We start from the raw sequence: 25,680 nt of genomic DNA, 5'->3' as shown, positions 1-25,680 counted from the left end.
TCAGGAAGACACCATGAGCACCGCCAACACCCCCTCCGCCGTGCCGTTCGAACCCGAGTTCGTGCAGGCCATCGTCGAGCTCTTCGAGCAGAAGATCGTCTTCAACCAGCACATTGGCCTCAAGATCGACGAGGTGCGTCCCGAGCGCGTGAGCGGCCACCTCGACCTGCGGCCCGAACTGATCGGCCACTACGCGCACCACCGCCTGCACGGCGGGGTCATCAGCGCCGCCATGGATTCCATGGGCGGCCTGGCCGTGCTGGCGGCCATGGCCGCGCGCCACATGGACGACAGCGTGGAGCAGCGCATGCACCGCTTCTCCAAGCTGGGCACCATCGACCTGCGCGTGGACTACCTGCGCCCGGCCGTGGGCAGCGCGCGCTTTGGCATCGGCGCCGAAACGCTGCGCCTGGGCTCGCGCGTGGCCAGCACGCGCATGGCGTTCCACGGCGCCGACGGCACGCTGCTGGCGGTGGGGTCGGCGGCGTACATCGTGTCCTGAGCCGCGCGCCCGCGGCGCGGACGCTTCGAGGAGGAGAGCCTGGAATGAGCGATTTTCAACTGACCTATTCCACGATGTTTGCGCCGCCACGCGCGCTGCACGAGCGTTTCGACGCCGCGCTGGCGCGCGTGCGCCAGCGGCTGGGCCAGGCGCACGGCCTGTTCATCGACGGCGCCTTCGTCGCGCGCGCGGCGGCGCTGGACAAGCACAACCCCGCGCGCCAGAGCGAACGGCTGGGCCGTTTCGCGCAGGCCTCGGTGGACGACGTGGAACTGGCCGTGGCCGCGGCGCGGCGCGCGCTGCCCGCCTGGCGCCGCACCCCCTGGCGCGAGCGCGTGGCCCTGCTGCGCCGCGCCGCGCGCCTGGTGGACGAACGCCTCTACGAGATGGCGGCCATCGTTTCGCTGGAGGTGGGCAAGACCCGCATGGAGGCCCTGGGCGAGGTGGCCGAGGTCAGCGCCTTCTTCGACATCTACGCGCGGCAGATGGAGGAAAACGACGGCTACGACCATGCCCTGCCCGACGACCCGCTGCCCCACATGAAGAGCCGCAACCGCAGCGTGATGAAGCCCTACGGCGTGTGGGCCGTGGTCGCGCCGTTCAACTTTCCCTTCGCGCTGGCGGGCGGGCCCACGGCGGCGGCGCTGGTCACGGGCAACACGGTGGTGCTCAAGGGATCGGTGGAAACGCCCTGGTCCGGCCTGCTGCTGGCGCAGTGCCTGAAAGACGCGGGCCTGCCCGACGGCGCCTTCAACTGCCTGGTGGGCGATGGCGCGACCGTGGGCGAGGCGCTCATCCAGCACGACGGCATCGGCGGCGTGACCTTCACCGGCTCCTACGAGGTGGGCATGCGCATCCTGCGCGCGCAGGTGAACCGGCGCTGGCCGCGTCCCTGCATCGCCGAGATGGGTGGCAAGAACGCGGCCATCGTCACCGCGCGCGCCAACCTGGACGCGGCGGCCCAGGGCATCGTGCGCTCGGCCTTCGGCATGTCGGGGCAGAAGTGCTCGGCGCTGTCGCGCGTATACGTGGACCGCTCGGTGGCCGATGCGCTGATCGAGCGCCTGCGCGCGGCGGTGGGCGCGATCGCCGTGGGCGAGCCGCAGCTCGAGTCCAGTTGGACCGGTCCCGTGGCCACGCGCGCGGCCCAGCTGCGGCACGCCGACTGCCGGCGCCAGCTGGACGGTGGCGGCGCGCGCATCGTCGCGGCGGGCCCGCTGCCGGCCGATGCCGACGCGGGCTTCTACTGCGCGCCGCTGGTGGCCGAGGCGCCGCTGGACCACCCGTTGTGGCGAAAGGAAATGTTCGCGCCGCTGGTGATGCTGGGCCGCGTGGACGGCGCCGAGCAGGCCATGGCCGAGGCGAACGCCAGCGACTTCGGCCTCACGGCGGGCTTCTTCGGCGCGGAGGACGAGGTGGCCTGGTTCCTCGACCACATCGAGGCCGGCGTGACCTACGTCAACCGCCCGCTGGGCGCGACCACGGGCGCCTGGCCGGGCTACCAGCCGTTCGGGGGATGGAAGGGCTCGGGGAGCACGGGCAAGGCACTGGCGTCGTTCCATTACCTGCCGCAGTACATGCGGGAGCAGTCGCAGACGCGCATCGAGCCCTGAGCGCCGCGGCACGCCGGGCCTCAGCGCGTCCAGCGCTTGGCCGCTTCGATGGCCGCCGCGTAGCCCAGCACCAGCGCCAGCACCACGGCGGTGGCCGCCCAGCCCAGTGGCACGAAGCCCAGCAGCGCGGCCGCAGGACCGCTGTAGGGCAGGGCCAGGGCCAGCGCGGCCATCGCGATCAGCGCGCCCGACAGCAGTTCGCCCGGGCGGCTGCGCCACACCGGTCCCTGCGTGCGCAGCACCAGCACCGCGGCGAGTTCGGTCAGCAGCGACACCTGGAACCAGGCCGTGCGGAACACCGCTTCGTCGGCGCGCAGCACCCACAGCAGCCAGGCGAAGCAGAGCAGGTCGAACAGCGAGCTGATCAGGCCAAAGCCCATCATGAAGCGCCGCAGGCCGCGCAGGTCCCAGCGCAGCGGTCGCCCCAGCACCCCGGCGTCCACGCGGTCCGTGGACAGGGCCATGGAGGGCAGGTCCGACAGGAAGTTGTTCAGCAGGATCTGGGTGGGCGTGAGCGGCAGGAAGGGCAGGAAGGGCGCCGCGATGGCCATGCTGACCATGTTGCCGAAGTTCGCGCTGATGCTCAGCGCGATGTACTTGAGCGTGTTGGCGAAGGTGCGCCGGCCTTCCTCCACGCCGCGGCACAGCACGTCGAGGTCGGGCTTGAGCAGCACCACGTCGGCGCTTTCGCGCGCCACGTCGACCGCCTGGTCCACCGACAGGCCGACGTCGGCCGCCAGCAGAGCGGGCGCGTCGTTGATGCCGTCGCCCAGGTAGCCGACGGCGTGCCGCGTGCGCTGCAGCGCGCGCACGATGCGCTCCTTCTGCGAGGGATCGACCTCGACGAACAGGTCGGTGCGCGGCGCGTGGTGCCACAGCGCTTCGTCGCGCATGGCGGCGATCTCCGCGCCGGTGAGCAAGGCCGAGGGGTCCAGGCCCACCTGCCGGGCCACATGCGCGGCGACGTGGCGGCTGTCGCCGGTGACCATCTTCACGCGCACCTTGTGCGCGCGCAGCGCGCGCACAGCCTGCGCCGCGCCGGGCTTGGGCGGGTCGGTGAAGGCCAGGAAGCCTTCCAGGCACAGGCCGGCTTCGTCGGCCAGCCCCACCCGGTCGGCCCGCACCGCGCGGGTGGCCACCGCCAGCACGCGCAGCCCCTGGCCGCCGAGTTCGCGCATGTGGTCGTCGATGCGGGTGCGCCGCGCCGCGTCCAGCGGGGCCTCGCCGCCGGCCTGGCGCACGCGATTGCACACCGCCAGGGTCTGTGGCACCGCGCCCTTGGTCACCAGCAGGCGTTCGCCTTCGGCGCCGCGCTGCGCCACGATGGTGAGGCGCTTGCGCACGAAGTCGTAGGGAATTTCGTCCACCTTGCGCCAGCCCTCGAGCGTCAGGCCCGCGCGCTCGCCCGCGGCCACCAGGGCCTGGTCCAGGGGGTTCTCGATGCCGCTCTCGAAGGCCGCGTTCAGGTGCGCCCAGCGCAGCACGCCGGCGTCGGGTCGGCCGTCGGCGTCCACCGCGGCGTCCAGCGTCATCACGCCCTGCGTGAGGGTGCCGGTCTTGTCGGTGCACAGCACGTTCATGCCGCCCAGGTCTTCGATGGCCTCGAGCCGGCGCACCAGCACACCCTGGGCGGCCATGGCCCGCGTGGCGCGCGCCAGCATCACGCTGACGATGGCGGGCAGCAGCTCGGGCGACAGGCCCACCGCCAGCGCCACGGAGAACATCAGCGAATCGATCAGGGGGCGGCCCAGCCACTGGTTGACCACCAGCACCGCCAGCACCACCGCCAGCATCAGGCGCAGCAGCATGTCGCCGAAGCGGCGCACGCCCTGCGCGAAACGGGTTTGCGGCGGGCGTTGCTTCAGCTCGGCCGCGAGTTCGCCGAACACCGTGGCCGCGCCGGTGCGGGTGATCAGCACGGTGGCGGTGCCGCTGCGCACCGAGCTGCCCAGGAACACGCTGTTGCTGCGCTCGCGCAGCGGCGCGTCGGCCGCCACGGGGCCGGGGCGTTTTTCCACCGGGAAGGACTCGCCCGTCAGGCTGGCCTCGGTGACGAGGAAGTCGCGCGTCTGCAGCACCACGCCGTCGGCCGGCACCAGCTTGCCCGCGCTCAGCTCGATCAGGTCGCCCGGCACCAGTTCGCGCGCGGGCAGCGGGCGCCAGGCGCCATCGCGCCGCACGCGCGCGTTGAGCGCCAGCCGCTGGCGCAGGCGCGACACCGCGTCCGAGGCCCGCCACTCCTGCCACCAGCCGAGGCCCGCGCTGCACAGCACGATGGCGAGAATGGTGGTGGCTTCGGCCCAGCTCTTGAGCGCGGCTGACACCAGGGCGCCCGCGACGAGGATGAGCACCAGCGGGCTGGCGAACTGGCGCAGCACCAAGCGCCACGCCGTGGCGGCGGCCTGCTCGGCCACGGCGTTGGGGCCGTGCCGCTGCAGGCGGGCCAGGGCCTCGGCCTGGCCCAGGCCCTGGGGGCCGCTGGCGTGGCGGGCCAGCAGTTCGGCCTCGGGCAGGCTCCAGTCGGGGGCGCCGGCGTCCGGCGCGCGCGCGGGGGGGGCGGGGTGTCGGGGGGTGTCCATGCGGCGCGCGCGCCACGGCCAGGGTGGAGCGGGCCCAGCGATGGTGGCGTGGCCGGGCATTGGGCACCTTGCGCTGGCTCAAGCCGGGGCCGCGCGGCCCCGGCCAGACGGCCGATGGTGGAAACCAGGGTGAGCGATCCACCACTCATGGCCGTTCTCCGGTGCCCGCCAGGGCGCCCGCTGCCCCTGCCACCGCATGACCGCTTCAGCCGCCCGCCGCGTTGCTCCCGCCCCGTCCTCGACGACACGCTCCGTGCCGGCGCCGGCGCGCGCCGCCCGGCCTGTCCCGCCCGACGCCTCGACGAAGGAGGACAAGGCCTTGTTCATGAAGCCCGGCGTGAGCCGGCCGCCAAGCCAGGACGATGCCCAGGCCCGCCTGCGGATGGGCATCACCGATTTCTTCAGCCGCCTGCTGACGGCCCGTCTGGCCGAGGACCCCGATGCCCGCGTCGCGGCCGAGCTGCTGCGGCGCGGGGCGCGGTCGGCGCAGGCCGAGGCGCGGCGCCAGGCGCGCCAACAACGGACGCGGCGCCTCAGCCAGTACGGGCGCCAGCCCTGAGCGGGTAGCGCCTCACTCCGGCTTGAAGCCCGAGGCCTTGACCGGCGCTTCCCAGCGCTTGAGGTGCTCCACCACCATGGCGCCCGTCTCGGCCGGCCCGGCGTGGCTGGGCACCAGGCCGTAGCCGCGGATCTTCTCCTGGATGCCCGGGTCCGCCAGCGCCACCGCGACGGCCTTGCTGATGCGGTCCGCCGCCTGCGGGTTCATGCCGGCCGGGCCGAAGTAGGCGAAGAAGGCGTCCGCCGCCAGCGGGATGCCTTGCTCTTTCAGCGTGGGCACCTCGGGCAGCGCGGCCGAGCGCTGTTCGCCCGTCACGGCCAGGATGCGCAGGCGGCCCGCGCGGTGGTGTTCGATGGTCTCGGACGCCGTGTCCACCATCAGCGGAATCTGCCCGCCCAGCAGGTCCTGCGCGGCCGGCGCGCCGCCGCGGTAGGCCACGTGCGTCAGGGGAATGCCCGTGGCCTGGCCGATGAGCAGGCCCGCGAAGTGCGGCACCGTGCCGGCGCCGGAGGTGCCGTAGCTCGCCTTGGCGGGGTTGGCCTTCATCCAGTCGAGCACGTCTTTCAGCTTGCCCTGCGGCGCGCCCGGGCCGGCCGTCACGGCGAAGTCGAACACCGTGGCGCGCGCGATGGGGCTGAAGTCCTTGATGGGGTCGTAGCCCACGTTGGGGTACAGGTAGGGCGAGATCACCAGCGCCCCGCTGGGCGCCAGGATGATGGTGTTGCCGTCCGGCGCGATGCGCCGCAGCTCGCCCAGCGCCAGCCGCCCGCCCGCGCCGGGCTTGTTCTCCACGATCACGTTCTGGTTGAGCGTGCCCCGCATCTTCTCGGCCACGATGCGCGCCACCGTGTCCACCGATCCCCCGGGTGGAAAGCCCACCCACACGCGCAGCGTGCCGCTGTCTTGCGCCTGGGCCAGGCCTGGCAGGCCCAGTTGGGCGGCGGCCAGCAGGCCAGCGCCCGCCAGGGCATGGAAGTGTCGGCGTTGCATGCGTGTCTCCTCGTTGTATGGAGCACCGATTCTGGGAGGGCGCACCCGATGGACGCATGCGTGTTTTCCCGAAAAGGTATGCTTGCTAACGGTCCCGCGCGACGGCGTGGGCGCGCGACAAACAAGGACAACACCGGAGACATCACATGCCCGTCATCGACGTTCACACGCACATGTACACGCCTGCCTGGCTGGAGCTGCTCAAGGCCAAGGGCGGGGCCTACAACATCCAGCGCCGCCCCGACGGGCAGGACGAGATCTTCCGCGGCGACACGCCGGTGGCCATTCCGCAGCCCGGGCACTTCGACTACGCGCTGCGCATCCGGCAGATGGACGCGGCGGGCATCGACATCTCCATCGTCTCGCTGACCTGCCCCAACGTGTACTGGGGCGACGAGGCCACCAGCCGCCAGGCGGCGGTGGAGTCGAACGACGCCATGGCGCGCGCCCAGGCGCAGTACCCGGACCGCATCCGCTGGTTCACCTCGCTGCCCTGGGAATACCCCGAGCGCGCCGTGCAGGAGCTGGAGCGCTCCTGCGCCAACGGCGCGGTGGGCGTGATGGTGCTGGCCAACATCTCGGGCCGCAGCCTCACCGACCCATTCTTCGAGCCCGTGTGGGCCGCCATCGACCGGCGCGGCCTGCCGGTGCTGGTGCACCCCACCGACCCGCCGGGCGTGGACCTGATGGACATGACGAAGTACGACCTGAGCTGGTCCGTGGGCTTCATGTTCGACACCACGCTGGCCTTCACGCGCATGATCTTCGACGGCTTCTTCGACCGTTTCCCGAACATGAAGCTCATCGCCTCGCACGGCGGCGGCACGCTGCCCTACCTGGTGGGCCGCTTCGAGAAGGGCGACGAGGTGGAGATCCCCCAGCGCCGGCGCATGCAGCGCAAGCCGACCGACTACCTGCGCCACATTTACTACGACAGCATCACCTACGACCCGCGCTCGCTGCAGTACCTGGTGTCCATCGTGGGCGCCTCGCAGGTCATGCTGGGCACCGACTGGCCGCACCAGGTGCACGACGTGAAGGGCGCGCTGGGCAAGATCGACACCCTGGCGGCCGACCAGCGCGAGGCGGTGCGCGGGGGCAACGCGCTCAGGGTGTTCGGCCTCTGAGCGGCCGCACCCACCACCACGCCAGCCCCACCAAGGCCGCGAAGGCCGTGTAGGCGGCCACGAACACCCACCACGGCGCGTCCCAGTAGAGCAGCCGCGAGAGCCAGTACCCGATGAAGCTCTCGCGGTGACCGGTCTCGCCGGCCGATCGCCGCAGGTCCTGTTCCCAGACGGTGAGGGGGCACAGCCGGCCCAGCCAGGCCTGGGCCGCGATGAAGAGCATCAGCCCCAGGTGCGCGGCGCGCAGGCCGGCGTGGCGCACCCAGCGCCAGCCCAGGGCGCCGCCCAGCAGCACCAGGGGCAGCAGGCCCACCACGAACAGCACCACCCCCAGGTGCAGCGCGAGCAGGGCGTCGGCGAGCCGGAGGGCGGTGTCGGGGGACATGCCGGGCATTGTGCGATGCACCGGCGGCCGCTCGCGCCGCCCGTTCGGTGACAACCCGCTGGCGGATATGTATCCGTCTGTCACACTCGCGGCGTTGCGGTTTCGGAGCGAGCATGGGCTGGCTTTCACTCTTTGGCGACCTGCGGTTCATGACCGGGGCGATGGTCGCCTTGCTGGGTGTGATCTTCATCGCCTACGCCAACCGGGCCTCTTGGCCCTACGTGCGCTGGCTGGCGGGCTCGGCCGTGCTGTTCGGTCTCGCGCAGCTCGGCTTTCGGGTGGCCCAGCTGCATTTCGGCGTGCGGGCCGAGGGCATCGGCGGCCCGGCCGCCGCGGTGGTGGTGTTCGCGCTGACCGCCCTGCTGGTGGGGCTGCACACCTACCTCACGCCCGGCGCCCGCCACCAGGGGTGGCGTTTTGCCTGGCTGAGTGCGCTCGGCCTGGTCTGGGTGGTGGCGCTGGTGAGGGTGCTGGGCGACAACCCCTTCCGCGGTCCGCTGGCCTCGTCGGGGGTGCTCGTGGCGGCCTCGCTGTGGCTGCTGTGGCGCTGGTGGCACGACCGCTGGAGCGGGCAGTTCGCGCTGGCGGCGGCGCTGCTGGTGCAGCCGCTGCTGCTGTTGCTGGCCATCCGCGTGGGCCTGGACGTGCGGACGTTTCGGGAGATCACGCCGCTGCCCATCGTGCTGGTGTACTTCTTCGTGCTGACGCTGATCCTGCAACGCGACGCGCGCCGGCTGGCGAGCGAGCTGCGCCGCAGCGAACAGGCCGAGGCCGCGATGCAGCGCCTGGCCGACGGCCTGGACCGCACGGTGCACGAGCGCACGGCCCAGCTGGAGGCGATCAACCAGGGCCTGCGCGCCTTCTCGGGCATGGTCTCGCACGACCTTCGCGGCCCGCTGCGCAACATCCACGGCCTGAGCGAGATGGCGCGCGAGGCCATCGAAGAAGGCCAGCCGGCCCAGGCCCTGCCCCTGGTGCGCAAGCTGGGCCATGAGTCCCTGCGCGCCAGCCGCATGGTGAGCGACCTGCTGGACCTGGCGCGCGTGGAGCAGCAGGCGCTGCAGAAGGCGCAGGTGGACTTCGGCGAGCTGGTGCGCGAATGCGTGGAGCAGCTGGCCATGGAATACCCGAGCGCGCGCCACGCGGTGCGCGTGGGGCCGCTGCCCGTGGTGGTGGTGGACCGCGGGCTGATGGCGCATGTGGTGACCAACCTGGTGGGCAACGCGCTCAAGTACGGGCAGGGCCGGCCCGGGCTGGCGGTGGAGGTGGGCGCGCAGCGCGAGGACCAGGCCTGGCGTTTCGCCGTCAGCGACAACGGCCCGGGGTTCGACGAGGCGCGCGCCAGCGAGCTGTTCAAGCCTTTCAGCCGCCTGGCCGGCGAGGCGGTGCCCGGCACCGGCCTGGGCCTGACGGTGGTGCGCCGCGTGGTGCAGCAGCACGGTGGCGAAGTGGGCGCCTGCGGCCGGGTGGGCGAGGGCGCGCGCTTCTGGTGGACGCTGCCCACCGCCTGAGCGCGGCCCCGGCAAAAAAAAGCCACCGGGGCTTGCGACACCGGCGGCTGCCGCGCATGGCCCGTCGAGCGGGCGGCGCGAATGCTCAGGAAACCGTCAGGCGGACCTCACTTGCCGGTGGTGGTGTTGATGTACTCCGTGACCACCTTCCAGCGGTTGTTGTCCAGCATCGAGATGCGGGTGGCGTTGCTGCCCAGGCGCTTGGTGGGGCTGAAGGTCTGCTCGGCGCTGCCGAAGATGTCGGGCGGAATGGTCATGGTGTCCATGGCCTTGATGAAGCTGTCGGTGCTGAGGTTGGGGCCGGCCTTGGTGGCGGCGCGGATGAAGGCGTCGATGGCCAGGTACCCGTAGACGGAGAACACCGTGGGCTCCTCATTGAACTTGGTCTGGTACTTGTTGGCCCAGAAGCGGATGGGCTGCGAGGCGGCATCCAGATAGGGGTGCTGCACCGTCATGGTGGCGTACAGGCCGTTCATGGCCGGGCCGCCGAGCTTGTGGATGAGGTCGGTGTAGGCCGCGCTGGAGCCGATGAAGGTGGGGTTGAAGCCCAGGCGCTTGGCGGTGGCGATGGCGCCGATGGTCTCGCGGATGATGGTGCCCAGCACCACCATGTCGCACTGCTCCGAGGCCAGCTTCTGCATCTGCGAGGCGAAGTCGGTGGCGCCGCGCTTGTAGGTGGTTTCCGCCGCGAGCGACATGCCGTTGGCCTTGAGGCCGTCTTCCGCGCCGCGCTTGACCTCCAGGCCGAACTCGTCGTCCTGGTACATGGTGCAGACCTTCTTGGCGTTCTTCTCCTTGGCCAGCTTGGGCACCGCGACGCGCATCTGGTCGTAGTAGGTGGCGGCAAAGCTGTACTTGAGCTTGTGGAAGGGCTCGTACATCTCGCGCGCGGCCGTCACGGGGAAGAAGTTGATGACGTTCTTCTGGAACTGCACCGGCATGGCGGCCATGTTCTGCGCCGTGCCGATGTGGCCCACCATGGCGAAGATCTTGTCCTGGTTGACCAGCTTCTGCGCCGCGAGCACGGCGTTGCGCGGGTCGTACTTGGAGTCCTCGACGATGAGCTTGATCTTGCGGCCGTTGACGCCGCCCTGCTCGTTGGCCTCGTCCACCCGCAGCATCATGCCCAGGCGCACCTGCTTGCCGAAGCCGGCGATGGGACCGGAGAGGTCCTGGATGGAGCCGAGAACGATCTCGTTCTTGCTCACGCCCTGTGATTGCGCCATGGCGGCGCCGGTGCTCAGCGCGATGGCCGCGCCGATCAGACTCAGTGTCGTTTTCATCGCTGTCGTCTCCGGTGGGTTGTCGTTTCTGCGGGGATGATGGGGTCTTTGACCGGGGCGGTGATGCGGAAAAACCCTTCCCGCCGCACCGGCCCGAGGCGAGCGCACTCAGTTGTTCACATAGTCCGAGACCACCTTCCAGCGGCCGTCCTGGATCTGCGACAGGCGCATCGCCATGCTGCCGTAGCGCCGCTGCGGGCTGAAGCTGAGCGGCGGCGAGCCGAAGATGTCGGTCGGCACGCTCAGGCTGTCCATGGTCTTGACGAAGCTGTCGGTGTTGAGGTTGGCGCCGGCCTTGCCCGCGGCGCGGGCGAAGATATCGATGGCGTTGTAGCCATAGACCGAGAAGACGTTGGGGTCCTCGTTGAACTTGGTCTTGTACTTGTTGGCCCAGAAGCGGATGGGCTGGGAGGCCTCGTCCAGGTAGGGGTGCTGGGTCGTCATGGTGGCGTACAGGCCGTTCATGGCCGGGCCGCCGAGCTTGTGGATGAGGTCGGTGTAGGCCGCCTGCGAGCCGAAGAAGGTGGGGTTGTAGTCCAGCTTGCGCGCCGTGGCGATGGTGCCGATGGTCTCGCGGATGATGGTGCCGAGCACGATGAAGTCGCAATTGGCGGACTTCATCTTCGCCACCTGCGAGGAAAAGTCGGTGGCACCGCGCTTGAACGAGGTCTTCTCGACCATCTGCAGATTGACCGCCTTGAGACCTTCTTCCGCGCCGCGCAGCACCTCCAGGCCGAACTCGTCGTCCTGGTAGATGGCGCAGACCGCCTTGGGCTTCTTCTCCTGCACCATGCGGGGCAGGAAGGTGCGCATCTGCTCGTAGTACGGGCCGATGTTGGCGAACTTAAGCCGGTGGAAGGGCTCATACATCTCGCGCGCGGCCGTCACGGGCAGGAAGTTGATGACGTTCTTCTGGAACTGCACCGGCATGGCGGCCATGTTCTGCGCCGTGCCGATGTGGGCCACCATGGCGAAGATCTTGTCCTGGTTGACCAGCTTCTGCGCCGCGAGCACGGCGTTGCGCGGGTCGTACTTGGAGTCCTCGACGAGCAGCCGGATCTTGCGGCCGTTGATGCCGCCCTGCTCGTTGATCTCGTCCACCCGCAGCACCATGCCCAGCCGCACGGACTTGCCGAAGCCGGCCAGCGGGCCGGAGAGGTCCTGGATGGAGCCGAGGACGATCTCGTCCTTGCTCACGCCCTGCGACTGGGCCAGGGCGGCGCTGGCCGACAGCGCCAGCGCGAAAGCGGTCAGGGTGTAGCGGGTCTTCACGGCGCGGGTCTCCTCGGGTGGTGCCGCGCGGGGCGGCGTCAGTGGTACATGGCCTCGATCTGCTCGGCGTACTTCTTCTGCACGAGCTTGCGTTTGAGCTTCATGGTCGGCGTGAGCTCTTCGTCCTCGGCGGTGAGCTGGGTGTCGAGCAGCCAGAACTTCTTGATCTGCTCGACGCGCGCGAACTTGCGGTTGGTGGCGTCGATGAGACCCTGGATGAGCTGCTGCACCTCGGCCGTGCGCGTGAGGCTGGCGTAGTTGGAGAAGGGCACGTCGTTGTCCTGCGCGAACTTCTCGACGTTCTCCTGGTCGATCATGATGATCACCGTGAGGTAGGGTCGCTGGTCGCCGATGACGACCGCGTCGGTGACGTAGGGCGAGAACTTCAGTTCGTTCTCGATCTCGCTGGGCGTGATGTTCTTGCCGCCGGCCGTGATGATGATGTCCTTCATGCGGTCGGTGATGCGGAAGAAGCCCTCCTCGTCCACCACGCCCACGTCGCCGGTGTGCAGCCAGCCCTCGGCGTCGATGGCCTCGGCGGTTTTCTCGGGCAGGTTGAGGTAGCCCATGAAGACGTTGGGCCCGCGCACCAGGATCTCGCCGGTGGTGGCGTCGAGCCGGACCTCGTTGTACTGCGCCGCCGGGCCGATGCTGCCGGGCTTGATGCGTTGCGCCGGCACGCCGGTGGAGGCGCCGCAGGTCTCCGTCATGCCCCAGACCTCGAGCATGGGCACGCCCAGCGCGAGGTACCAGCGCACCAGGTCGGGCGAGATGGGCGCCGCGCCCGTGACGAGGAAGCGCGAGCGGTGGATGCCGATGAGCTTGCGCACGTTGTCGAGCACCAGCAGGCGCGCGAGCCGGAAGCGCAGCTTGAGGCCGCCTGGCACGGCCTCGCCCTTGAGCACGTGATCGGCCACGCGCTGGCCGACGCCGATGGCCCAGGCGTAGGCGGCCTGCTGCAGTCGGCTCGCTTCCTTCAGGGCGATCATCACGCCGGAGTAGAACTTCTCCCACACGCGCGGCACCGCGGTGAAGACCGTGGGCGCGATCTCGCGCACGTTCTCGGGCACGGTCTCGGGGTTCTCGACGAAGTTCAGACGCGCGCCCGTGTAGAGCGAGAAGTACTCGCCGCCCATGCGCTCGGCGATGTGGCACAGCGGCAGGAAGCACATGCACTCGTCGCTGTCGTAGCGCGGCAGGATGGCGTTGTAGCCGCGCACGGTGTAGACGAGGCCCTTGTGCGAGTGCATGGCGCCCTTGGGCTTGCCCGTGGTGCCCGAGGTGTAGACCAGGATGGCGAGGTCGTCCGGACCCACGCTGGCCACGCGCTGTTCCAGCATCTGCGGGTGCTGCGCCAGGTCTTCGCGGCCCAGGGCGCGCAGGGCGTCCAGGCTGATCACCTGCTCGTCGTGGAAGTCGCGCAGGCCTTCCATGTCGACCACCACGATCTTGCGCAGCAGCGGCAGCTGGGCGCGCACGGCCAGGGCCTTGTCGAGCTGCTCCTCGTCCTCCACGAACAGCACGGTGGTGCGCGAGTCCTCGCACAGGTAGTGCACCTGCTCGGGCGCGTCCGTGGGGTAGATGCCGTTGGCCACGCCGCCCGCGCTCAGCACGGCCAGGTCGGCCAGCACCCACTCGATGGTGGTGTTGGACAGGATGGACGCGGTTTCCCTGGGCGCGAAGCCCAGGGCCATGAGGCCGTGGGCGATCTCGCGCACGGCCTGGCCGGTCTGCGTCCAGGTCCAGCTGCGCCACAGGCCCAGGTCCTTCTGGCGCATCCACACGTTCGGGCCGCGCGCGCGCACGGCGTTCCAGAACATGGCGGGAATGGTGTCGCCGTCCAGCACGCTTGCCGTCTGGGGCTGGATGTGGGAGAGGTCCCAGAGGTAGCTCATGTCGTGTCCCCTTCGTCGCCGCTCAGCGCCAGTTCTTCTTCTTCTTCCAGCGGCGGTCGGCGCGCACGCCGGCTTCTTTCATGCCGAGGTAGAACTCCTTGATGTCGTCCTTCTCGCGCAGATGGGCGCAGGTGTCTTCCATCACGATGCGCCCGTTCTCCAGCACGTAGCCGTAGTCGGAGGCGTTGAGCGCCATGTTGGCGTTCTGCTCCACCAGCAGGATGGTGGTGCCGCGCTCGCGGTTGATGCGCACCACGATCTCGAAGATCTCCTTGGTGAGCTTGGGCGACAGGCCCAGGCTGGGCTCGTCGAGCAGCACCAGGTCGGGGGTGGCCATCAGCGCGCGGCTGATGGCCAGCATCTGCTGCTGGCCGCCCGAGAGCAGGCCGGCGTCCTGCGCGGCGCGCTCCTTCAGGATGGGGAAGTAGCCGAAGACCATTTCCATGTCGCGCGCCACGCCGTCGCGGTCCTTGCGGGTGTAGGCGCCCATCAGCAGGTTGTCCCGCACGCTCAGCAGCGGGAAGACCTCGCGCCCCTCCGGCACGTGCAGCAGGCCCTGCTGCACGATCAGCGCCGGGTCTCGCGCGGTGATGTCCTGGCCCTTGAACTCCACCGTGCCCTTGCGCGGGTCGATGATGCCGCTGATGGTCTTGAGGATGGTGGTCTTGCCCGCGCCGTTGCTGCCCAGCACGGTGGCGATTTCGCCGCGGCGCACCTGCAGGCTCACACCGCGGATGGCCTTGATGGGCCCGTAGGCGCTCTCCACGTTGGACAGCTTGAGGACCGGCGCGTCGCTGGTGGGCACGCTCATGGCATCACCTTGTGGTTCTCGCGGCGCAGGCTGGACACGTCGTCCACGCTGCCCAGGTAGGCCTCGATCACGCCCGGGTGGCTCTGCACCTCGGCCGGCGTGCCGGTGGTGAGTTCCGTGCCCATGCTCATGGCCAGCACGCGGTCGGACACCTTGGACACCAGGCTCATGTCGTGCTCGACCATCAGCACCGTGATGCCGAGCTCGTTCTTGATGTCGGTGATCCAGAAGGCCATGTCCTCGGTCTCTTCCACGTTCAGGCCGGAGGAGGGCTCGTCCAGCAGCAGCAGACGCGGCTCGGTGCACAGGGCGCGCGCCAGCTCCACCACCTTGCGCACGCCGTAGGGCAGGCCGGCCACCAGGCTCTCGCGGTGGTGCTGCAGGTCCAGCAGGTCGATCACCTGTTCGGCTTTCTCGCGCGCCTCGACCTCGGCCGCGCGGGTCTTGCCGGTGAAGAAGATCTCGCTCCACAGGCCGGTGCGGCGGTGCGTGTGGCGCCCGATCAGCAGGTTCTGCAGCACGGTGGCGTGCTCGAACAGCTCGATGTTCTGGAAGGTGCGCGCGATGCCCAGGCGGGCGATGCTGTGCGGCGCCTGGTCCGTCAGGCGCACCGGGCCGGCGGGGCCGGCGTAATCGATGCTGCCGGTGGTGGGCGTGTAGATGCGGCTGATGAGGTTGAACACCGTGGTCTTGCCCGCGCCGTTGGGGCCGATCAGGGTGAAGACCTCGCCCTTCTTCACGTCGAAGCTGACGTTGTTGACCGCCAGCACGCCGCCGAAGCGCACGCTGAGGTTCTTCGCGGACAGCAGGGTGTCGGTGTCGTTCATACGCTGGCCATTCCGGCTCGAAGGGAACCCTGTCCAGACATGCCGCGGAACGGGCTTTGCCAGGCCGCAGGCATGGCCCCCCTTGGGGGGTGGCGCGAAGCGACGCGGGGGGTCATCTCAATCTCTCCGATTTCTGGAACGACTTCTGCCGCTTGAACATGCCCTGGCGGTAGAACGGGAAGAGCTGGAAGTAGGCGCGCACCTTGAGCCAGCGCCCGTACAGTCCCATCGGCTCGAACAACACGAAGGCGATCAGCACCGCGCCGTACACCGCGCCCTGCAGGCCCGCGGACTGGCCGATGGCCTCGGGCAGGATGTCCTTGCCCAGAGCGATGAGCTGCGGCATGACGATGAGGAAGATGGCGCCGAGAAAGGCGCCGTGGATGGAGCCCAGCCCGCCGATCACCACCATGAGCAGCAGGTCGATCGACTGGATGATGGAGAACTGCTCGGGCGACAGGAACTGGATCTTGTGCGCATAGAGCGCGCCGCCCAGGCCCGCCAGCGCGGCCGACAGCGCGAAGGACAGGGTCTTGTAGCGCGCCAGGTGGATGCCCATGCTCTGGGCCGAGATTTCCGAGTCGCGGATCGCGACGAAGGCGCGGCCGGTGGACGAGCGCATCAGGTTCACGATGGCCAGGGTGCTGAGCACGCACACCACCAGACAGAGGAAGTAGAACTCGTTGGTGGAGTCGAGCGCCCAGTCGAAGAGCTGGGGCGGGTTGACCATGAGGCCCTTGTTGCCGCCGGTGACCGACTCCCAGCGCGCGATGCCTTCTTCCACGATGAAGCCGAAGGCCAGCGTGGCCATGCCCAGGTAGATGCCCTTGACGCGCAGCGCCGGCAGGCCCACCACCACGCCCACCGCCGCCGCCAGCAGGCCGGCGCAGGCCAGGGCGATGGGGAAGGGCACGCCCGCGTTGACCAGTGCGGCCTGCGTGTACGCGCCCACGCCCAGGAAGGCCGCGTGACCGAGCGAGAACAGACCGGTGAAGCCGGCCAGCAGCATCAGCCCCAGGCCCACGATGCCGTAGATCAGCACGAAGGTGAGCTGCGCCAGCCAGTACTCGTCGATCACCCAGGGCGCGGCCAGCAGGAACAGGCACAGCAGGCCGTACCAGAACACGTGGCCGCCGTGCTTGGCGAGCCGGATGTCCTGGTCGTAGTTCGTCTTGAAGAGGAATCGCATCGTTCGGCCTCAGACTTTCTTGCGCAGCTTCTCGCCGAACAGCCCGTTGGGCTTGAGCACCAGCATGATCAGCACCACGATGTAAGGCGCGATGTCCTTGAAACCCTCGGGCAGGTAGAAGCCCGCGATGGCCTCGACGATGCCGATGATGAGCCCGCCCACGATGGCGCCGGGCAGGCTGCCGAAGCCGCCCACCACCGCCGCCGGGAAGGCCTTGAGGCCGATGAAGCCCATGTTGGCGTGCACGAAGGTGATGGGCGCCAGCAGCAGGCCCGCGATGGCCGCCACGCCCGCCGCCAGGCCCCACACCAGGCCATTGAGGCGCTTGACCGGAATGCCCATGTAGTAGGCCGCCAGCTGGTTCTGCGACGAGGCCTGCATGGCGACCCCCAGCTTGCTGTAGCGGAACATGGCGAACAGCAGCGCGCACAGCAGGGCGGTGGCGCCGATCACCACGATCTGCTCGGCCGAGATGACCAGCGCACCCAGCTTGAGCACCTGGCCCGCGTAGGGCACCGGCAGGGTGTGTGTCTCGGTGCCGATGTTCGGGATCATGGTGATGAGCCCGCGCAGCAGGTAGCCCACGCCGATGGTGAGCATGACGATGGAGAAGGCGGGCTGTCCCAGGATGGGGCGGATGACCAGGCGCTCGAGCACGATGCCGAACAGGCCCATGCCCACGACGGCGGCGACGACGGACAGCCAGAACGGGAAACCCAGCAGCGTCATGGTGAGCAGGCCGCCGAAGGCGCCCACCATCATGAGGTCGCCCTGCGCGAAGCTCACGGTCTCGGTCGCCTTGTAGATGAGCACGAAGCCCAGCGCGATGAGGCCGTAGATGCATCCCTGGGCCGCCCCGCTGATCAGCAGTTGCAGCAGTTGCACGGAACCGTCTCCTGTCTTGTATTGCCCCGGGGCTGGTGCGCAGCTTGCTGCAAGCTTGGGAGCGGGCCGCACCGCAGGGGTCGAAGATTTATAGCTGTCCTCCCCGGGACTGCCGCTAGGGGTTCTCCCCCATCGGCAGTCGCGCAGGCGCCAGCACCATCGGTGCCCATGAATTCCATCCGCATCGGCGCCGGCCTGGGCTTCTACGGCGACGCCTGGGAGCCCATTGCCGCGAGCATCGAACGCGGCGGCGTGCAGTTCATCGCCAGCGACCACCTGGCCGAACTCACGCTCGCCATCCTGCAGAAGGACCGCCAGCGCGACCCCGGACTGGGCTACGCGCGAGACGTGGTGCCGCTGCTGCTGCGCCTGTGGCCGCTGATGCAGCGCCAGGGCGTGCGCTTCGTCTGCAACGCCGGCGGCCTGAACCCGCGGGGCGCGGCGCAGGCGGTGCTGGCCGCCTTCGCCGCCAAGGGCCTGAAGGCGCGCGTGGCGGTGGTCAGTGGCGACGACGTGCTGCCTCGCCTGGCCGACCCGGCCGGCGGCGCCTTCGAGCACCTGTTCACCGGCGCGCCGGTGGCGGCGGTGCGCGAGCGGCTGGTGTTCGCCAACGCCTACCTGGGCGCCGCGCCCATCGTGCGCGCGCTGGACGGGGGCGCGCAGATCGTCATCACCGGCCGGGTGGCGGACGCGGCGCTGTTCCTGGGCCCGATCGCGCACGCGCACGGCTGGCGCCTGGACGGCGCGCGCGAGGGCGAAGCGCTCGACCGCCTGGCGCAAGGTCTCACCGTGGGCCACCTGCTGGAGTGCTCGGGGCAGGGCAGCGGCGGCAACTTCGGCGCGCAGGGGCATTGGCAGTCCATCCCCGATCTGGCGCACATCGGCTACCCCATCGCCGAGGTCTGGGCCGATGGCAGCGCGCTCATCACCAAGGCGCCGGGCACCGGCGGGCGGGTGAATTTCGACACCGTGCGCCAGCAGCTGCTGTACGAGGTGCACGACCCGCACGCTTACCACAGCCCCGACGTGGTGCTGGACATGGGCGGCATCCACCTGGAAGACCTCGGGCAGGACCGCGTGCGGCTGACCGGCGCGCGCGGCCGCGCGTCCAGCGAGCGGCTGAAGGTGGTGGCGGGTTTCCGCGACGGCTACAAGGCCGAGGTGACCTGGGGCTTTTCCTGGCCCGATGCCTGGGACAAGTCGCAGCAGGCGCAGGCGACCATCCGCGCCCAGCTGAAGGAGCGGCGCGTGCCGCACGACGAGCTGTACGTGGAGTACCCCGGCCTGAACTCCGCCCATGGGCCGCTGGCGCCGCTGCCGGCGGTGGACGCGCTCAACCAGCTCAACGAAATCTGGACGCGGCTGGTGCTGCGCACGCCCGAGAAGGCCGCGGCCGAGGGCTTCGGGCGCCTGTTCCCGTGGATGGGCCTCAGCGGCCCCGCCTACACCTGCGGCTTCACGGGGCTGCACAACGTGAGCGAGCTGCTGGGCATCTGGCCCACGCTGGTGGACCGGGGCGAGGTGGAGGCGGGTGTGCAGGTGGAGTTCATGGGAGAGGCCGCATGAACCGGGTCCGCATTCCGCTCGCGCGCATCGCCCACGCGCGCAGCGGCGACAAGGCCGATTGGGTGGACTTTGGGCTGTTCGCCTGGAACCCGGCGGGCTACGCCCTGCTGGCGCGGGAGGTCACCGCCGAGCGCGTGCGCGTGCACTTCGCGCCTTGGCTGCCGGGCGAGGTGGACGCCTGGGCGCTGCCCAACATCCTGGCGCTCAAGTTCGTGCTGAAGGGGGCGCTGCAGGGCGGCGGCGCCCGCAACCTGCGCCTGGACAACCTGGGCAAGGCCATGGCGGCGGCGCTGCTGCGGCTGGAGATCGAGGTGGGGGCGGCCGAACTGGAGGCCGCCCTGCAGCAGCCGCGCGTGGGCTGGTGGGAGGCCTCATGACGGTGCGCATCGAAACCCTCGACGGCATCCGCGTCGTCACCCTGGACCGCCCCGAGGTGCGCAACGCGGTGGACAGCGCCACCGCGCGCGAACTGCACGCGGCCTTCCTGGCCTTCGAGGACGATGCCGCGGCACGGGTCGCGGTCTTTCACGGCGCGCACGGCCACTTCTGCGCCGGCTGGGACCTGCAGTTCGGCGCCCGCGCCGCGCAGGCCGGCGGAGGCGGGGCGCTGGCCGATCTGGACTTCGACAGCGCCGATGCGCGCGCCCTCGGCCCCATGGGGCCTTCGCGCCTGCGCCTGTCCAAGCCCGTGATCGCCGCCGTGGCCGGCGCGGCCGTGGCCGGTGGCCTGGAGCTGGCGCTGTGGTGCGACCTGCGCGTGATGGAGGCCGACGCCTACTTCGGCGTCTACTGCCGCCGCTTTGGCGTGCCGCTCATCGATGGCGGCACCGTGCGCCTGCCGCGCCTGATCGGCATGGGCCACGCCATGGACCTGATCCTGACCGGCCGCAAGGTCGAGGCCGACGAGGCCTTGCGCATCGGCCTGGCCAACCGGGTGGTGCCGAGCGGGCAGGCGCGCGAGGCGGCCATCGCGCTGGCGCGCCAGCTCGCGGGCTTCCCACAGGCCACGATGCTCGCGGACCGCGAGAGCGCCTACGCGCAGTGGGACCTGTCCCTGGGCGAGGCCCTGCAGCAGGAATGGCGGCGCGGCCAGGCGCGCATCCCCGACGCGCTGGAAGGCGCGCAGCGCTTCGCGGCGGGCGAGGGGCGCCACGGCCGGTTCTGACCCGTGGCCCGGGGGCGGCCGCCCGGTCGGGGACAATGCCGCCATGCACCTGGCTCCGTTTTCCTGGCGCCGCCGCCACTGGCTGCTCGCCCTGGGCGCCTTGCCCTGGTGGCCGGGCCCCGCCGCGGCCGCCACCTGGGTCGAGGCCGGCAGCGGCCAGGCCTGGAACGAGCCGCTGGCCCGCCAGGCGCTGGCCCTGTTGGCCGGCGCAGGGGCGAACGGCCTCGATCCGGGCGATTACCAGGTCCAGGCGCTCCAGCGGCAGCTGGGCGAGGCGCTGGCCCGCCCGGACGGGGCGGCCGGCGCCCGCTTCGCCACCGAGCTGGGCGCCGCCATGCGACGCTTCCTGCACGACCTGGCCTTTGGCCGCGTCGATCCCCACGCCGTGCACCAGCGCTTCAGCGTGGCGCCGAGGGCCTTCGACCCGGCGAAGGCGCTGGCCGACGCCCTGGCCCAGGGACGGCTCGACGCGGCGGTGCGGGCGGCGGTTCCCCCGCTGCCGATCTATGGCCAGCTGCAGAAGGTCCTGCGCGACATGGACGCGCTGGCCGGCCACTCCGCCTGGTCGCGGCGCCTGCCGCCCTTGCCGCGGCCGGCGGGCGCGCGCTCGCCGAAGCTCGAACCGGGCGGCCACTGGGCGGGTTTGCCCGCGATGGCCGAGCGCCTGGCGCTGCTGGGTGACCTGACCGGCGGCGCGCCGCCCCCCGACCGCCTCGATGGCGCCGCGCTCGAGGCCCTGCGGGCCTTCCAGCGGCGCCATGGCCTGACGGACGATGGCGTGGTCGGCGCCGCCACGCTGGCGGCGCTGGAGGTGCCGCCAGCGGCGCGCGCGCGCCAGACGGCGCTGACCCTGGAGCGCCTGCGCTGGACGCCCCTGCTGCAGGGGCCGCGCATGATCGTGGTCAACATTCCCGAGTACATGCTGCGCGCCTACGAAGTGGTGGACGGCCGCATCGAGGTGCGCCTGAGCATGCGCGTGATCGTGGGCAAGGCCGTGGGCCATGAAACCCCGCTGTTCGACGAACGCCTGCGCAGCATCGAGTTCAGCCCCTACTGGAACGTGCCGCCATCGATTGCGCGCCAGGAGACGGTGCCGCGCCTGCGCCGCGACCCGGGCCATTGGGCGAGCCAGGGCTTTGAGTTCGTCGGCGGCGACGGCGCGGTGGACACGGTGCTGAGCCCGGCCAAGCTCGACGCCGTGCTGGCCGGCCGGCTGCGCATCCGCCAGCGCCCCGGACCGGCCAATGCGCTGGGCGACATCAAGTTCGTCTTCCCCAACCGCGACAACATCTACCTTCACCACACGCCCTCGGTCGGCCTGTTCGCGCGCGAACGGCGCGATTTCAGCCATGGCTGCATCCGCGTGGAGGACCCGGTGGCGCTGGCGCGCTTCGTGATGGCGGGCATGCCCGGCTGGGACGAAGCGCGCATCCGCGAGCAGATGGCCGCCGGCACGTCCACCCACGTCGCCCTGCGCGACCCGCTGCCGGTGCTCATCGCCTACGGCACGGTGCTCGTCAAGCAGGGCCGTCCCCACTTCTTCGCCGACGTGTATGGTCACGACGCGCGGCTGCAGGCCGCCCTCGACGCCCGGCCCCGGCCCCAACCGCAACCCTCCCGATGAACGACCGTCCTTTGTTCCCCGCCTCTCGCCGCCGTTTCCTGCGCCAGGGCCTGGGCGCCGCGGTGGCCGCACCGCTGCTCGCCTTGCCCCGGCACGTGTGGGCCGCGCCCCAGCGCGCGCTGGCCTTCGACCACCTGCACACGCACGAGCGGATCGACCTGGTCTACGCCAGCGGCGACGGCTACCTCCCCGAGGCCCTGGGCCGACTCGACCATTTCCTGCGCGACCACTACTCGGGCGACGTCGGCCACATCGACCCTGGCCTGCACGACGTGCTGCACGCCCTGCGCCGGGTGCTGGGCACCGAGCGGCCGTACCAGGTGGTATCGGGCTACCGCTCGCCGCTCACCAACGCACACCTCAAGGCCACGCGGGGCGGCGGTGTGGCCACCCGCAGCCTGCACATGGACGGGCGCGCCATCGACGTGCGCCTGCCCGGCGTGCCGCTGGCCGACCTGCGCGATGCCGCGCTGTCGCTGCAGGCCGGCGGCGTGGGTTTCTACCCGCGCGAACAGTTCGTGCACATCGACACCGGGCGCGTGCGCCGCTGGGGCGGCTGAGCGCCCCCGCCCGCGCTCAGGCCGGCGCCGTCCAGGCCGACTTGGCGTCGGCGGGAATCGGCCGGGGCCGGCCCTCCAGGTCGATGGCGACGTAGGTCAGGCTGGCCTCGGTCACCTTCAGGTACTGGCCTTGCGAGGAAATGCGCTCGGCGAACACCTCCACCATCACGGTGATGGACGTGCGCCCGATACGCGTGACCTGCGAGTAGAAGCTGAGGATGTCGCCCACGCGCACCGGCTGCTTGAAGATGAACTGGTTCACCGCCACCGTGGCCATGCGCCCGCGCACGAAGCGCGCCGGCAGCACGGCGCCGGCCAGGTCGACCTGGGCCATGACCCAGCCGCCGAAGATGTCGCCGTTGGCGTTGCAGTCCGCCGGCATGGGGATCACCTTGAGCACCAGTTCGCGGTGGTCCGAGGGCAAAGAGGGCAAAGGCGCGTGGGCGGGGCTTGAATCGGTGGGCATGGGCACAATCTCCGGCTGACTCCCACGATTGTCTTGCATGCGTCCCGATACCCCCACCCGAGGCCGTGTGGCCTTGCCGTCCGCGCCCGGCGAGTCCGCCACGGCGCCCGCCCGCCGCTCCGACTGGGCCACCCTGCGGCGCCTGCTGCCCTACCTGTGGCAATACAAATGGCGCGTGATCGCCGCGCTGGCCTTCATGGTGGCGGCCAAGCTCGCCAACGTGGGCGTGCCGGTGCTGCTCAAGCAGCTGGTGGACGCCATGAACATCCCGCCGGGCAGCGCCCAGGCGCTGCTGGTGGTGCCGCTCGGCCTGCTGCTGGCCTACGGCGGCCTGCGCCTGTGCACCAGCCTGTTCACCGAGTTGCGCGAACTCGTCTTCGCCAAGGCCACCGAGGGCGCCACGCGCCACATCGCGCTGCAGGTGTTCGGCCACCTGCACAGCCTGAGCCTGCGCTTCCACCTGGAGCGCCAGACCGGCGGCATGACGCGCGACATCGAGCGCGGCACGCGCGGCGTGCAATCGCTGATCTCGTACTCGCTCTACAGCATCGTGCCCACGCTGATCGAGGTGACGCTGGTGCTCACGCTGCTGGGTACGCAGTTCGACATGGGCTACGTGTGGATCACGCTGGCGGCCCTGGTGCTGTACGTCGGCTTCACCGTGGTGGTGACCGAGTGGCGCACCCAGTTCCGCCGCCGCATGAACGAACTGGAATCGGCCGGCCAGACGCGCGCCATCGATTCGCTGCTGAACTACGAAACGGTCAAGTACTTCAACAACGAACATTACGAGGCCACGCGCTACGACGAGGCCCTGCAGAAGCTGCGCCGCGCGCGCCTGGTGAGCCAGCGCACGCTGTCGCTGCTGAACGCGGGACAGCAGCTGGTCATTGCGGTGGCGCTGGTGTTCATGCTGTGGCGCGCCACGAACGGCGTGGTGGCCGGCAAGCTCACGCTGGGCGACCTCGTCATGATCAACGCCTTCATGATCCAGCTCTACATCCCGCTGGGTTTCCTGGGTGTGCTCTACCGCGAGATCAAGCAGAGCCTGACCGACCTGGAGAAGATGTTCTCGCTGCTCGAGAAGGAGCGCGAGGTGGCGGACGCGCCCGGCGCGAAGCCGCTCGTGCTCGACGGGCCGCCCACCGTGCGTTTCGAGAACGTGCATTTCTCCTACGAGCCCGCGCGCGAGATCCTGCACGGCCTGAGCTTCGACATCCCGGCCGGCAAGACAGTGGCGGTGGTGGGGCCCTCGGGTTCGGGCAAAAGTACGCTGGCGCGCCTGCTCTACCGCTTCTACGACACCAGCAACCGGGCCAATGGGGAAGGTCGCATCACGATCAACGGCCAGGACATCGCCGAGGTCACGCAGTCCAGCGTGCGCGAGGCCATCGGCATCGTCCCGCAGGACACGGTGCTCTTCAACGACACCATCGAATACAACATCCTCTACGGCCGGCCCGAGGCGGGGCACGAGGCGGCGGTGGCGGCGGCCGAGGCGGCGCACATCCGCGGCTTCATCGAGCGCTTGCCCCAGGGCTGGCGCACCATGGTGGGTGAGCGCGGGCTCAAGCTGTCGGGCGGCGAGAAGCAGCGCGTGGCGATCGCCCGCACCCTGCTGAAGAACCCGCCGATCATGATCTTCGACGAGGCGACCAGCGCGCTGGACTCGGCCAACGAGCGGGCGATCCAGGCGGAACTGCGCCAGGCCGCGCGCCACAAAACCGCGCTCGTCATCGCGCACCGGCTGTCCACGGTGGTCGACGCCCACGAAATCCTGGTGCTGGAGAACGGCCGGATCGTCGAACGCGGGCGCCACGCCGACCTGGTGGCGCGGGGCGGCGCCTACGCCCGCATGTGGGCGCTGCAGCAAGCCGGCAACGACTGAGCCCCGGATCGAGAAAACCCCAGCGGGTGTCGGCCCGCCACACGACCATAATCGCGCGCCATGGAAACCAAGTGGCTGGAAGACTTCGTCAGTCTTGCCGAGACCCGCAGCTTCAGCCGTTCGGCCCAGCTGCGGCACGTCACCCAGCCGGCGTTTTCCCGCCGCATCCAGTCGCTGGAGGCCTGGGCCGGCACCGACCTCGTCGATCGCTCCTCCTACCCCACGCGGCTCACGCCGGCCGGGCAGACCCTGTACGAGCAGGCGCTGGACCTGCTGCAGACGCTCAACACCACCCGCGCCATGCTGCGAGCGCACACGGCGGCGGCGCAGGACGTCATCGAGTTCGCCGTGCCGCACACCCTGGCCTTCACGTTCTTCCCGCAATGGCTGTCCGGCCTGCGCGAGACGGTCGGCCCGGTCAAAAGCCGGCTGATCGCGCTCAATGTGCACGACGCCGTCATGCGCCTGGTGGAGGGCAGCTGCGACCTGTTGATCGCGTACCACCACGCGGCGCACCCCATCCAGCTGGACACCTCGCGCTACGAGATGCTGCCCCTGGGCACCGAGGTGCTGGCGCCCTACAGCCGGCCCAACGCCCAGGGGGGGGCGCTGTACGCGCTGCCCTCGCCCGGCGGCCAGGCCCAGCCCTTCCTGGGCTATGCGCCCGGGGCGTACCTGGGCCGCGCGGTCGAGCACCTGCTCAAGGACACCTCGCTGGCCAGCCAGCTCGAGCGCGTCTACGAAACCGACATGGCCGAGGGCCTGAAGGCCATGGCCGTCGAAGGGCATGGCATCGCCTTCCTGCCCGCCAGCGCGGTGCGCAACGAGGTGGCGGGCCGGCGCCTGGTGCCGGCGGCCGACGGCCTCACGCTGACGCTGGACATCCGCCTGTACCGCACGCGCCCCATGGACACCAGCAAGGGCAAGCGGGCCGCCATCGGTTTCTGGAACCGGCTGAGCGACCTGCTCGGCTGAGGCCTCTG

At 70.5% G+C, this 25,680-nt stretch carries 23 protein-coding genes; 12 read left to right on the top strand and 11 right to left on the bottom strand.

Annotated features, from left to right (window positions below; all coding sequences use genetic code 11):
• The first annotated feature begins 13 nt into the window (after positions 1–13).
• Positions 14–502, top strand: a complete 489-nt coding sequence (locus DY262_RS19465; protein WP_116960729.1) for a thioesterase family protein — start codon at positions 14–16, stop codon at positions 500–502.
• A 44-nt stretch (positions 503–546) separates the two neighbouring features.
• Positions 547–2,115 (top strand): aldehyde dehydrogenase family protein, encoded by a 1,569-nt coding sequence (locus tag DY262_RS19460; protein ID WP_116960728.1) that lies wholly within the window; start codon positions 547–549, stop codon positions 2,113–2,115.
• A 20-nt stretch (positions 2,116–2,135) separates the two neighbouring features.
• On the opposite strand, the gene mgtA is transcribed toward DY262_RS19460, so the two are convergent.
• Positions 2,136–4,694, bottom strand: a complete 2,559-nt coding sequence (mgtA, locus tag DY262_RS19455; RefSeq protein WP_116960727.1) for a magnesium-translocating P-type ATPase — start codon at positions 4,692–4,694, stop codon at positions 2,136–2,138.
• Positions 4,695–5,013: 319 nt separating this feature from the next.
• Between mgtA and DY262_RS19450 the strand changes: the two genes are divergently transcribed.
• Positions 5,014–5,253, top strand: a complete 240-nt coding sequence (locus DY262_RS19450) for a hypothetical protein (RefSeq protein WP_116960726.1) — start codon at positions 5,014–5,016, stop codon at positions 5,251–5,253.
• 12 nt (positions 5,254–5,265) lie between these two features.
• Here DY262_RS19450 and DY262_RS19445 read toward each other — a convergent pair whose 3' ends face one another.
• Positions 5,266–6,243, bottom strand: a complete 978-nt coding sequence (locus DY262_RS19445; RefSeq protein ID WP_116960725.1) for a Bug family tripartite tricarboxylate transporter substrate binding protein — start codon at positions 6,241–6,243, stop codon at positions 5,266–5,268.
• A 146-nt stretch (positions 6,244–6,389) separates the two neighbouring features.
• Here DY262_RS19445 and DY262_RS19440 point away from each other — a divergent pair, with 146 nt between their 5' ends.
• Complete coding sequence (locus tag DY262_RS19440) at positions 6,390–7,370, top strand: amidohydrolase family protein (RefSeq protein WP_070397199.1); 981 nt, start codon at positions 6,390–6,392, stop codon at positions 7,368–7,370.
• On the opposite strand, the gene DY262_RS19435 is transcribed toward DY262_RS19440, so the two are convergent.
• On the bottom strand, positions 7,351–7,755 hold the full coding sequence (locus DY262_RS19435; protein WP_116960815.1) for a DUF2784 domain-containing protein: 405 nt from the start codon (positions 7,753–7,755) through the stop codon (positions 7,351–7,353). The two genes, DY262_RS19440 and DY262_RS19435, sit on opposite strands and share 20 nt — an antisense overlap.
• Positions 7,756–7,868: 113 nt before the next feature.
• Between DY262_RS19435 and DY262_RS19430 the strand changes: the two genes are divergently transcribed.
• Entirely contained in the window at positions 7,869–9,266 is a 1,398-nt protein-coding gene (locus tag DY262_RS19430; RefSeq protein WP_116960724.1) for a sensor histidine kinase, read from the top strand.
• Positions 9,267–9,373: 107 nt separating this feature from the next.
• On the opposite strand, the gene DY262_RS19425 is transcribed toward DY262_RS19430, so the two are convergent.
• From DY262_RS19425 to DY262_RS19395, 7 genes are all read right to left on the bottom strand, one after another.
• Positions 9,374–10,549 (bottom strand): ABC transporter substrate-binding protein, encoded by a 1,176-nt coding sequence (locus DY262_RS19425; protein ID WP_116960723.1) that lies wholly within the window; start codon positions 10,547–10,549, stop codon positions 9,374–9,376.
• 108 nt (positions 10,550–10,657) lie between these two features.
• Positions 10,658–11,821: an ABC transporter substrate-binding protein gene (locus DY262_RS19420; protein ID WP_116960722.1), complete on the bottom strand. Its 1,164-nt coding sequence runs from the start codon at positions 11,819–11,821 to the stop codon at positions 10,658–10,660.
• A gap of 38 nt (positions 11,822–11,859) precedes the next feature.
• Positions 11,860–13,716 carry an AMP-dependent synthetase/ligase gene (locus DY262_RS19415; protein ID WP_116960721.1) on the bottom strand — a complete coding sequence of 619 codons (1,857 nt, stop codon included), beginning with the start codon at positions 13,714–13,716 and terminating at the stop codon, positions 11,860–11,862.
• 22 nt (positions 13,717–13,738) lie between these two features.
• Positions 13,739–14,527 (bottom strand): ABC transporter ATP-binding protein, encoded by a 789-nt coding sequence (locus DY262_RS19410; RefSeq protein WP_116960720.1) that lies wholly within the window; start codon positions 14,525–14,527, stop codon positions 13,739–13,741.
• Positions 14,524–15,354: an ABC transporter ATP-binding protein gene (locus tag DY262_RS19405; protein WP_116960719.1), complete on the bottom strand. Its 831-nt coding sequence runs from the start codon at positions 15,352–15,354 to the stop codon at positions 14,524–14,526. The genes DY262_RS19410 and DY262_RS19405 overlap by 4 nt, the downstream gene beginning before the upstream one ends.
• A gap of 112 nt (positions 15,355–15,466) precedes the next feature.
• Entirely contained in the window at positions 15,467–16,543 is a 1,077-nt protein-coding gene (locus DY262_RS19400; RefSeq protein ID WP_116960718.1) for a branched-chain amino acid ABC transporter permease, read from the bottom strand.
• Between the two features lie 9 nt (positions 16,544–16,552).
• Positions 16,553–17,428, bottom strand: a complete 876-nt coding sequence (locus DY262_RS19395; protein ID WP_116960717.1) for a branched-chain amino acid ABC transporter permease — start codon at positions 17,426–17,428, stop codon at positions 16,553–16,555.
• A 168-nt stretch (positions 17,429–17,596) separates the two neighbouring features.
• Between DY262_RS19395 and DY262_RS19390 the strand changes: the two genes are divergently transcribed.
• From DY262_RS19390 to mepK, 5 genes are read left to right on the top strand one after another with little or no spacing between them, the layout of a single operon-like run.
• Positions 17,597–18,994 carry an acyclic terpene utilization AtuA family protein gene (locus DY262_RS19390; protein WP_116960716.1) on the top strand — a complete coding sequence of 466 codons (1,398 nt, stop codon included), beginning with the start codon at positions 17,597–17,599 and terminating at the stop codon, positions 18,992–18,994.
• Complete coding sequence (locus tag DY262_RS19385) at positions 18,991–19,371, top strand: AtuA-related protein (protein WP_116960715.1); 381 nt, start codon at positions 18,991–18,993, stop codon at positions 19,369–19,371. Before DY262_RS19390 ends, DY262_RS19385 begins: the two co-directional genes overlap by 4 nt.
• Entirely contained in the window at positions 19,368–20,159 is a 792-nt protein-coding gene (locus tag DY262_RS19380) for a crotonase/enoyl-CoA hydratase family protein (protein ID WP_116960714.1), read from the top strand. The genes DY262_RS19385 and DY262_RS19380 overlap by 4 nt, the downstream gene beginning before the upstream one ends.
• 43 nt (positions 20,160–20,202) lie before the next feature.
• The gene (locus DY262_RS19375) at positions 20,203–21,783 is read left to right on the top strand and encodes a L,D-transpeptidase family protein (RefSeq protein ID WP_116960713.1); all 1,581 of its coding nucleotides are present in this window, start codon (positions 20,203–20,205) and stop codon (positions 21,781–21,783) included.
• Positions 21,780–22,343 (top strand): peptidoglycan L,D-endopeptidase MepK, encoded by a 564-nt coding sequence (gene mepK / locus DY262_RS19370; protein ID WP_116960712.1) that lies wholly within the window; start codon positions 21,780–21,782, stop codon positions 22,341–22,343. The genes DY262_RS19375 and mepK overlap by 4 nt, the downstream gene beginning before the upstream one ends.
• Positions 22,344–22,359: 16 nt before the next feature.
• Here mepK and DY262_RS19365 read toward each other — a convergent pair whose 3' ends face one another.
• Entirely contained in the window at positions 22,360–22,809 is a 450-nt protein-coding gene (locus DY262_RS19365; RefSeq protein WP_116960711.1) for an acyl-CoA thioesterase, read from the bottom strand.
• A gap of 37 nt (positions 22,810–22,846) precedes the next feature.
• On the opposite strand from DY262_RS19365, the gene DY262_RS19360 reads away from it, so the two are divergent.
• On the top strand, positions 22,847–24,697 hold the full coding sequence (locus tag DY262_RS19360) for an ABCB family ABC transporter ATP-binding protein/permease (protein WP_116960710.1): 1,851 nt from the start codon (positions 22,847–22,849) through the stop codon (positions 24,695–24,697).
• Between the two features lie 60 nt (positions 24,698–24,757).
• On the top strand, positions 24,758–25,672 hold the full coding sequence (locus DY262_RS19355; protein WP_116960709.1) for a LysR substrate-binding domain-containing protein: 915 nt from the start codon (positions 24,758–24,760) through the stop codon (positions 25,670–25,672).
• Positions 25,673–25,680: the final 8 nt, after the last annotated feature.

Source organism: Hydrogenophaga borbori, from assembly GCF_003417535.1.
Lineage (GTDB): Bacteria > Pseudomonadota > Gammaproteobacteria > Burkholderiales > Burkholderiaceae_C > Hydrogenophaga > Hydrogenophaga borbori.
Note: the sequence above shows the minus strand (reverse complement) of the source record. Positions and strands in the feature narration are given on the sequence as shown.